Annotated in this window: 8 protein-coding genes; 6 read left to right on the top strand and 2 right to left on the bottom strand. The window is 75.6% G+C overall.

The annotated features are described in order from the left end of the window. Window positions 1-108: 108 nt before the first annotated feature. Complete coding sequence (locus ACFV4G_RS41820) at window positions 109-1,404, bottom strand: MFS transporter (RefSeq protein WP_380448584.1); 1,296 nt, start codon at window positions 1,402-1,404, stop codon at window positions 109-111. Window positions 1,405-1,514: 110 nt separating this feature from the next. Here ACFV4G_RS41820 and ACFV4G_RS41815 point away from each other — a divergent pair, with 110 nt between their 5' ends. Then, window positions 1,515-2,480: a LysR family transcriptional regulator gene (locus ACFV4G_RS41815; RefSeq protein WP_380448582.1), complete on the top strand. Its 966-nt coding sequence runs from the start codon at window positions 1,515-1,517 to the stop codon at window positions 2,478-2,480. A 124-nt stretch (window positions 2,481-2,604) separates the two neighbouring features. Here the strand turns inward: ACFV4G_RS41815 and ACFV4G_RS41810 are convergent, their stop codons facing one another. Continuing rightward, on the bottom strand, window positions 2,605-3,219 hold the full coding sequence (locus ACFV4G_RS41810; RefSeq protein ID WP_380448580.1) for a YceI family protein: 615 nt from the start codon (window positions 3,217-3,219) through the stop codon (window positions 2,605-2,607). A 174-nt stretch (window positions 3,220-3,393) separates the two neighbouring features. On the opposite strand from ACFV4G_RS41810, the gene ACFV4G_RS41805 reads away from it, so the two are divergent. From ACFV4G_RS41805 to ACFV4G_RS41785, 5 genes are read left to right on the top strand one after another with little or no spacing between them, the layout of a single operon-like run. Further along, on the top strand, window positions 3,394-6,531 hold the full coding sequence (locus ACFV4G_RS41805; RefSeq protein ID WP_380448578.1) for an SNF2-related protein: 3,138 nt from the start codon (window positions 3,394-3,396) through the stop codon (window positions 6,529-6,531). After that, window positions 6,528-6,713, top strand: a complete 186-nt coding sequence (locus tag ACFV4G_RS41800; protein ID WP_380448577.1) for a hypothetical protein — start codon at window positions 6,528-6,530, stop codon at window positions 6,711-6,713. Before ACFV4G_RS41805 ends, ACFV4G_RS41800 begins: the two co-directional genes overlap by 4 nt. A gap of 20 nt (window positions 6,714-6,733) precedes the next feature. Further along, window positions 6,734-7,618 (top strand): RNA polymerase sigma-70 factor, encoded by an 885-nt coding sequence (locus tag ACFV4G_RS41795; protein WP_380448575.1) that lies wholly within the window; start codon window positions 6,734-6,736, stop codon window positions 7,616-7,618. Between the two features lie 34 nt (window positions 7,619-7,652). Continuing rightward, window positions 7,653-8,762: a MerR family transcriptional regulator gene (locus tag ACFV4G_RS41790; RefSeq protein ID WP_380448573.1), complete on the top strand. Its 1,110-nt coding sequence runs from the start codon at window positions 7,653-7,655 to the stop codon at window positions 8,760-8,762. Between the two features lie 33 nt (window positions 8,763-8,795). Continuing rightward, window positions 8,796-9,422, top strand: a complete 627-nt coding sequence (locus tag ACFV4G_RS41785; protein WP_380448571.1) for a nucleoside deaminase — start codon at window positions 8,796-8,798, stop codon at window positions 9,420-9,422. The last annotated feature ends 211 nt before the right edge of the window (window positions 9,423-9,633 follow it).

The raw sequence follows: 9,633 nt of genomic DNA, 5'->3' as shown, positions 1-9,633 counted from the left end.
GTCGCCATCGCGATCCTGCTCGGGATGCTCCGCATGGACTCCCTCCTCCGCCTTGCGATGCACGCACCCTGACGCCGCGGCCCTCTGACCTGAGCCGAAAGACACGCCCTAGCCCGCCGCACTGACAGTCCGTTCGGAATTCTCCGCTGCCTCGGCCCGGCCGCCGGGCCGCGCCAGGTGGCGCCGCCCGGCGAGGGCGATCAGCAGGGCGAGCCCGGCCGCAGCGGCTGGCAGCGCGTAGCCCGTGCCGGGCGGGGCGTGCTCGGCGACCGTCCCGGCGATCGCCGCGCCCGCCGAGATGCCGATCACGATGCCGGACACCGCCACCGCCATGCCCTCGTTCAACTGCCGCTGCGGGAGCAGCTCCTGGACGAGCGTCATGCCCGTCACCATGGTCGGCGCGGTGCCGGTGCCGGCCGCGAACAGTGCGAGCCCGAGCAGGCCGAACCCGGCCCCGCCCAGCCCGGCGGCGAGCGGCAGGAGCAGCAGCGCCGCCATCGTGGCGATCCCGCGCAGGAAGCGCACGCCCGGTGCCGAGCGCGGCGCCAGCAGTCCGAAGAGCAGCCCGGCCACGCAGGATCCGGCCGCCACGAGGGCCAGCAGCCCGCCCGCGACCGGCTTGTGGCCGAGCGCGTCGGCGTACGCGACCGTGGTGATCTCCGTCGAGCCGAACACCGCACCGGTGGCGAGGAAGGTCAGCACGAGGACGCGCAGTCCGGGCGTGCGCAGCGGGGAGCCGTGACGGGGTGCGGCCGGGCTCCCGGCCGCCAGGGGCGGCTCGGTGCGCCGCTGGGCGGCGAACAGCAGGGTGCCGGCGGTGCCGAGCGTCCCGGCGGTGAGCAGCCCCGCCTCGGGCGCGACGGTCGTGCAGAGCAGCATGCCGAGGACCGGCCCGGCCATGAAGCAGAGCTCGTCCAGCGCCTGTTCGAGGGAGTTGGCCACGTGCCGGGCGGCGGGGTCGTTCCGGTGCAGGTGCGCCCAGCGGGCACGGGCCATGCCGCCGAGGTTGGGTGCGGCGGCGCAGGCCGCCCAGCACGCGTAGAGGGTCCAGTCGGGCGCGCCGAGGCGGACGCAGAGCACCAGGCCGAGCAGCGGCACGGCGTTGTACAGCGCCGCCGGGACGGCCACCCGCGCCTGCCCGTGGCGGTCGACCAGCCGGCCGATCAGCGGCATCCCGATCGCGCCGGTGGCGAGCCCGGCCGCCGCGACGGTGCCGGCCAGGCCGTAGGAGCCCCGCCGCTCGGCGATCAGGACCACGAGCGAGACGCCGGTCATCGAGAGCGCGAGCCGGCCGAGCAGCCCGGCCAGCGTGAACGCGGCGGCGCCGGGGGCGGCGAACAGGCGCCGGTACGAGGCGAGGAGGGACGGGCCGGGGGTGGACGCGAAAAGGGCGCGCGAGGCCATGGGGCTCCTGGGGAGTCGTGGGGGATTGCCCCCAGCCTCGCCCGGCGTCCCGTCCGCGGTCCAACACCTGTTCCGTCGCACTCACAACACGGTGTTGTTAATCTGCCGCCATGCCCGTCGATCTGCACCCCCGCCTGCTGCGAGGCTTCGTCGCGACCGCCGAGACGCTCCACTTCGGCCGGGCCGCCGGCCTGCTGCACGTGGTGCAGCAGGCGCTCAGCCGGGACGTCCGCACCCTGGAGCGGCTGCTCGGCGACGCGCTGTTCACCCGCACCACGCGCAGCGTCGAACTCACCCCGGCCGGGCGGAGGTTGCTGCCACAGGCCCGCCAACTCCTCGCCCTGCACGACGAGATCGTCGCGGGCGCCGGCGAACGGCCGCTGCTGCTCGACCTCAACAGCGACGTCACCGGCCCCGACCTGACCGCCGACCGGGTGCTCGCCCGGGCCCGCGCCGCCCGCCCGGAGGGCGAGCTGCTGGCCCGCTTCCACGGCGGCCTCGCGGCGGCCGCCGGCGAGCTGCTCGCCCACCGGCTGGACGTGTCCTTCGGCCGCTTCGCCGGGCTCCCCGCCGCGCTGCGCGGTCAACTCGCCCAGATCCCGGTCCGGTTGGAGCACGTCTCGGTGATGATGGCGGACACCCACCCGCTGGCCGGCCGTCCGGTGCTGCGCCCGGCCGACCTGGCCGGGCACCCCGTGGACATCTGCGCCGGCAACCCGGCCACCACCGAGTGGACCGACCTCGGCGCCCGCCTGCTGCGCGAGCACGGCCTGACGGCGGCCGCCCCGTACGTGCCACCGGTGGGCGTGGACGAGACCGCCCGCTACCTGGCGCGGCACGGCGACGCGATGCTGACCACGGTCGGCGGTCCGCGCATCCCGGGCGCGGTGAACGTGCCGCTGGTCGAGCCGGTGCCGCTCTGCCTGGTCAGCCTGGTACACCGGCCGGGCCTGCGGCACGCCGGCCTGACGGCGCTGGCCGGTGCGGCCTCCGCGCTCGGCGCGGCCGAGGGCTGGCTGCGCCGCCCGCCGGGCAGCTGGCTGCCGTCGCCGGACGCGGCGCTGCTCCCCGGCTGAGGCCTGGTGCGGTCGACCCGGCGCCCCACGGCCGTTGTGCGCGGGAACGACGCACCGCCCCTGCCGTTCGGGGGGCGGCAGGGGCGGTGCGGTTCCGGTCGCGCGGCCGTGGCCGGCGTCCTGGTCAGGCGGCCTTCACGGCGGAGATGTCGAAGCTGAGCTTGACCTTCTCGCCGATCAGCACGCCGCCGGTCTCCAGCGCCGCGTTGTAGGTCAGGCCGAACTCGGTGCGGTCGACGACGGCGGTGCCCTCGAAGCCGACCCGCTCGGCGCCGTAGGCGTCGGTGGCGCTGCCGGTGTAGTCGAGGTCGAGGACGATCGGGCGGGTGGTGCCCTTGATCGTGAGGTCGCCGGTCATCCGGTAGGAGTCGCCGCGCAGGCGCTCGGCGGAGGTGCTGCGGAAGCGGATCTCCGGGTGGGTGTCGACGGCGAAGAAGTCGCCGGTGCGCAGGTGCTCGTCGCGCTGGGCCTGGTTGGTGTCGATGCTGGCGACCTTGATCACCAGTTCGGCGCTGGAGTTGCCGGGGGTGGCGCCGTCGAGGTGCAGCTTGCCGTCGTAGTCGGTGAAGCGGCCCTTGACGTTGGTCACCATCGCGTGGCGCACCGAGAAGCCGACCTCGCTGTGCGTGGTGTCGACCGTCCAGTCGCCGGTCAGGTGGGCGAGGTCCGGCCCGGTCGGGGCCTCGGCGACGGCGGTGGCGGTCGTGGCGGCGGTCTTGGTGCGGTTGAACAGGCCCATGGCTCCTCCTCGGGTTCGAAGCCATTTGTTTAGGCTTCAACTTCTTCCTGGAACCACCATAGACCCGCCTCGTTCAAACTTCAACCACTTCGCCGTGTCGGTGGTCGCGATTACGCTTCCAGGGCGACCCCGGTCAATCCACGAGCAGCTCCGCCACCCCCGAGAGGCCCGCCCATGTTCGCCCTGCACGCGCTCTGGCGCGCGGACGGCAGGCTGGCGCTCTGGGCCGAGGACGCCCGCCGCCACCCCGCGGCCGCGGCCGTGGAGGCGCCCGCGCGGACGGCCCCGCGCGCCCACCCCTACGCCAGTCCGGCCGCCGAGGTGGCCGCCGTGCTTGGCGGGATCGGCCCGGGCCTCGGCTGGCTGGCCGGCCTGGCGTCCGAGCGCTGGGCCACCCTGCTGCTGCCGACCGCCGGCTCCCTGCCCGCGCCGTCCCCCGACCTGCCGGCCACCCCCGTGCGCGGCGCGGCGGTGCTCGCGCCGTGGCGGGTGCCCGCGCTGCTGTTCGACGCCGGGGCGGCGGCCCAGCTGCTGGGCGAGGTCTTCGACCCGCACTGGGCGGTGACCGGCACCGAACTGCCCGGCCTCGGGCGCGTCGACGTCGTCTACGGGCCGTCGCTGCGCTGGCTCACCGGCGTGCACGACCTCGCCTGGCGGACGGTCGGCGGCGGCCGGGTGCTGCCGCAGCTCCTGGCGGACGGCGCCCCGCAGGCCCGCTGGCGTCCGGACCTCACCGCCGACGGCCGCCGGGAGGCTGCCGCCCTCGCCGCCGGCTGCCCGCCGGTGGGCCTGGGGGAGTGGCCGCCCGCCGGTGTCACGGGCGAAGCGCTGGTCGACGCCGCGCTGAGCGCCCTCGTGGACGCCGAGGCGAGGTCCGCCCTCGCCGCCGCGCCCCCGCTCCTGCGCGGCGGCGACGCCCCGACCGGCGCGGCCGAGCAGTGGCTGACGGCCCTCGCCGCCCCGGACGCCTCCTTCGCCGCCGACCCGGGGGACCTGGCCGACCTGCACCGCCGGCTCTCCGCCTGGTGCGCCGCCGCCGAGCCCACCGACCCCGCCCTGCGGCTCTGCTTCCGCCTGCTGGAGCCACTCGGCCCGGACGACGGCGACCCCGAGGGCCGTCCGTCCGACGACGCCTGGCAAGTGGAGTTCCTGCTCCAGGCCGTCGACGAGCCGTCCCTGCTGGTCCGCGCCGCCGACCTGCACGAAGGCGGCGCCGCCCGCGCCGCGCTGGCCCGCAAGGCCGACGACCCGGCCGACGTCCTGGCCGCCGAACTCGCCCGCGCCGCCCACCGCTGGCCGGAGCTGGACGGGCTGCGCCACCGCTCCCGCCCGTCCGCCCTCCCGCTCGACCGCGCCGGGGCCCTGGACTTCCTGCGCACCGCGGCGCCCGCCCTCGCCGAGAGCGGGTTCGGCGTGCTGCTCCCGGCCTGGTGGCGCCGCAAGCCCCGGCTCGGCCTCGCCCTGCGCGTCACCACCCCGCCCGCGCCCGGCTCGCTCGCCGTCACGAGCCAGGTGGACCGGGACGCCGTCGTCGCGTTCCAGTGGCAGGCGGCGCTCGGCCCGGACGGCGATCCGCTCAGCGAGCGGGAGCTCGCCGAACTGGCCGCCGCCAAGCAGGGGTTGGTCCGGGTGCGGGGCACCTGGCTGGAGGCCGACCCGGCGCAGATCGCCGCCGCGCTCGCCTTCCTCGACCACCGGCGGGACACCGCCATCGCCACGACGCAGGTGCTGCGGATGGCGCTCGACCCCGAGGCCACCGTCGCCGGCCTGCCGGTCACCGCCGTCCGGGCCGACGGCCCATTGGGCGACCTGCTCGCCGGGCGCACCGCCACCGCCCCGGCCCCCACGCTCCCGCCGGACTTCCGCGCGACCCTCCGCCCGTACCAGGAGCGGGGGTTGGCCTGGCTGCGGGCGATGGCCGGGCTCGGCCTGGGCGCCGTCCTGGCCGACGACATGGGCCTCGGCAAGACCGTGCAGACCCTCGCCCTGCTGGCCGCCGAGCAGGCGGACGGCGCGACGGCCCCCACCCTGCTGGTCTGCCCGATGTCCCTCGTCGGGAACTGGCAGCGCGAGACCGAGCGCTTCGCCCCCGGCCTGCGCACCCACGTCCACCACGGCTCCGGCCGCCTCGGCCCGGACGAACTCGCCGCCGCCGTCGGGGAAGTGGACCTCGTCATCACCACCTACGGACTGGTCCAGCGCGACCTCGCCGCCCTGCGGAAGGTCCGCTGGCGCCGGGTCGTGGCCGACGAGGCCCAGCACGTCAAGAACGCCGGCACCGCCCAGGCCCGCGCGATCCGCGCCCTGCCGGTCGCCGTGCACCGGATCGCCCTCACCGGCACCCCGGTGGAGAACCGGCTGTCCGAGCTGCACGGCGTCCTGGACTTCGCCAACCCCGGGCTGCTCGGCCCGGCCGAGCGCTTCAAGGAGCGCTACGCGATCCCCGTCGAACTGCACCGCAGCCCCGACCGCACCGCCGAACTCCGGCGCCGCACCAGCCCGTTCGTCCTGCGCCGGCTCAAGACCGACCCGGCGGTGGCGGTCGACCTGCCCGCCAAGCAGGAGATGACCGTCTGGTGCAACCTCACCGCCGAGCAGGCCGGCCTCTACCAGGCGGTGGTGGCCGACCTGCTGCGCCGGGTCGAGGGCATCCGGGGCGTGGAGCGCCGCGGCACGGTGCTCGCCGCGATCGGCAAGCTCAAGCAGGTGTGCAACCACCCGGCCCAACTGCTGCACGACGGTTCGGCGTTGGGCGGGCGCTCGGGCAAGGTGGCCCGGCTGGCCGAGCTCCTCGAAGAGGCCCTCGCCGAGGGCGACCGCACCCTGGTCTTCACTCAGTACGCCGAGTTCGGCGCGATGCTCCGCCCGTACCTGGCCCGGCGGCTCGGCGAGGAGGTGCTCTACCTGCACGGCGGACTCTCCCGGGCCCGCCGCGAGGAGCTCGTCGAACGCTTCCAATCCCCGGACGGGCCACGGGTGTTCATCCTCTCCCTACGGGCCGGCGGCACCGGGCTCAACCTGACCGCCGCCAATCAGGTGATCCACCTCGACCGCTGGTGGAACCCGGCGGTCGAGCAGCAGGCCACCGACCGCGCGTTCCGGATCGGCCAGCGCCGGGACGTCCAGGTGCGCCGGCTGGTGTGCGTCGGCACGGTCGAGGAGCGCATCGACGAACTCCTCACCACCAAGCGCGCGTTGGCCGACACCGTGGTCGGGGAGGGCGAGCACTGGCTCACCGACCTGCCCGCCGACGCGCTGCGCGAACTGGTCGAACTCACCCGCGACGACGCGGTGGCCGAGGAGGAAGCATGACCGAACCCGACCCCGTCGTGAACGTCGCCGCCTACTGGCGCGGCGACTTCACCCTGAGAGCCGAGGACGACCGGGACACGGACGAACCGTCCCTCCGCCGCCTGGGCCCGTCCGGCATCACCGTGCGCGGACGCGACCTCGCCGCCGTGCTCGCCCCGGCCTACGACGCGTTCCGCGCCTGACCGGCGGCTACCCTGCGAAGGTGACCGAAACCCTCGAACACCCCGGCCTCGCCGACTTCGAAGCGCACCGGCGGATGATCTTCGGCATCGCCTACCGGATGCTCGGCAGTGTCGCCGACGCCGAGGACCTGGTCCAGGACACCTGGCTGCGCTGGAGCCAGGTCACCGGCCCGGTCGCCAACCCGGCCGGCTACCTCGCCCGGACGGTCACCAACCTCGCCCTCAACCGGCTCGACTCGGCCGCCGTCCGCCGCGAGTCCTACGTCGGGCCGTGGCTGCCCGAACCCCTCGTCGGCGAGCCGGACGCGACCGAGGGCGTCGAACGCGCCGAGACCGTCTCGCTCGCGGTCATGGTGCTGCTGGAGAGCCTCTCCCCGCTGGAACGGGCCGTCTTCGTGCTCAAGGAGGTCTTCGGCTTCTCCTACAAGGAGATCGGCGAGGCCCTCGACCGCGGCGAGACGGCCTGCCGCCAGGTCGGCAGCCGGGCCAGGGCCCACGTCCAGGCCGGCCGGCCCCGCTACGACGCCCCCGCGGACCTGCGCCGCCGGGCCACCGACGAGTTCCTCGCGGCCTGCGTCGGCGGCGACCTCAACCGCATGCTGGAGCTGCTCGCCCCCGACGTCACCTCGTGGACCGACGGCGGCGGCGTCGTGCGCGCCGCACTGCGCCCCGTCACCGGCGCCGACAACGTGGCCCGCTTCGTCCTCGGCGTCCTCACGCAGCTCGGCGAAGCCACCGCCCGCCCGGCCCTCGTCAACGGCCAGCCCGGCCTGCTGCTCGCGGTGGGCGACCGCGTCGACTCCGTCACGGTCTTCGAGTTCGCCGAAGGCCCCGACGGCGCACCCCTCATCGCCGCCATGCGGACCGTCCGCAACCCCCACAAGCTCACCCGGCTCAATCCTTGACCCTCCACCTGGTCGAGGAACCACAGTGACCGGCATGGAGAGCGACCTGCACAGCATCGGCGAACTGGCCCGCGCCACCGGTCTGGGCGTCGGCACCCTGCGCTACTACGACGGCGCCGACGTGCTCGCCCCCGCCCACGTCGATCCGCAGACCGGCTACCGCTGGTACGGGCCCCGGCAGCTCGCAGACGCCCGCCTGCTCGCCCGGCTGCGCCGCGTCGGCCTGCCGCTGGCCGGGATCCGCGCCGTGCTCGGCGCGGCCCCCGGCTCCGGCGCGGCCCATCGCGTCGTCGACGCGCACCTGCGCCGCCTGGAGGACGGCCTCGCCGACGCCCGCCGCGAACTCTCCCTGATCCGCACGCTGATCGACCAGAGGGAGAACCCGATGACCGCCGCCCCCGCCGAGCTCCGGCTCACCGTCCCGGCCCCCGCGCTGGCCGCCGCCCTGGACGCGGTCCGCTTCGCCGTCTGCGCCGACCCCGAACTCCCGGTCCTCGCCGGGGTGCTGTTCGAGGTGGACGGCGCCGCGCTGCGCCTGGTGGCCACCGACCGCTACCGGATGGCGCTCGCCGAGGTGCCCCTGCCGACCACGCCCGAGCCACGGGCCGGCACGATCGTCCCGACCGCCCTGGCGGACGCCCTGCGCGCCCTGCTCGCCGACGCGACGGAGGCCGAACTCACCCTCGGCGGCGGCTTCGTACGCATCGAGACCGGCGCCCACCGGATCGAGGGCGCCACCCCGGACCTCGACTACCCCGACTACCGGGCGCTCACCCGGCTCGACCCGCTCCACCGCGTCGACATCCCCGCCGCCGACCTGCGGGGAGCCGTCGAGTCCGGCGCCACCCACACCCTGCCGTCCGGCCCGGACGGCGCGGACTGCGCGGTCACCGTCCTCGCCGTCACTCCGGACGGCCGACTCGCGGTGCCCCCGGCCGACGCCGACCCCACCCCCGGCGAACTCCGGGTGGCGGTCAACCGGAACTTCCTCCTGGAGGCCCTGGACGCGGGCCGCCCCGACCAACTGGTCCTCGAACTCGGCGGCCCCATCGCCCCGCTGGCGATCCGCACCCCCGGCCGCGACGGCACCTTCTCCATGCTGATGCCGATCCGGGTGCCCGAACTCGTGCGATCCACCGAGTGATCGGACGACGCGAAGCCGCCTAGCCTCACCACCATGGGAACCCCACCGGACTTCGCCACCGCCTGGGCAGCACTCCCGCCCGCCGCCCGCCGCTGCCTCGAACTCGCCCACCGCGCCTGGCTCGACGACGGCCTGCCGGTGGGCGCGGTGCTCACCGACGAGACCGGCACGATCGTCACGGAGGGCCGCAACCGCGCGTACGACCCCCCGGGCGGCCCGGACCATCTCCAGGGCACCCCGCTGGCCCACGCCGAACTCAACGCGCTGGCCGCCGCCAGAACCACCTGGAACCTCGGCACCCACACCCTGTGGAGCAGCCACCGCCCGTGCGCGATGTGCACGGCCGCAGCGGGCTTCACCGGAGTCGGAACGGTCCGCTACCTGGCCGAGGACCCCTGGGCGGAAGCCACCGGCCACCGGCCCACCACCGGCCTCCCCCTCCTGGGCCCCACCGAGGACCACTGGGCGTCGGTGGTGGCCACGGCACTCTTCCTGGCCGACACCATCCGCAGGGCAGGCCCCACCCACCCCGTCATCCAGAAGGCCCACCCCGAGACCGCCACCCTGGCGAACACGTTCGCCCAGCTCAGGACCCCAGACCTCCGGACGCTCATCACAGAGACATGGCCCACCATCCCCAAGGCAGCAACACCCCCCTGAGCACCTCACCCCCACCCCACCTCACCCAACCCCCCCACTCCCACCCCTCACCCCCACACCCTCCCCGCCGCACCAACGCACCCCCCTCTACCACCTCCCTCCCCTCATCCCCCCACAGGCGAGAGGGTCGGGCTGCGGGAGGGGGTGGCGGAGGGGGTGGCCGCGGAGAGGGGCGTGACGGGTGATTTTCAGACTGCCAACGGTCCTAACC

It is taken from the genome of Kitasatospora sp. NPDC059747 (assembly GCF_042732955.1).
In the GTDB taxonomy this organism is placed as follows: domain Bacteria; phylum Actinomycetota; class Actinomycetes; order Streptomycetales; family Streptomycetaceae; genus Kitasatospora.
This window is presented reverse-complemented; position numbering and strand designations above follow the sequence as displayed.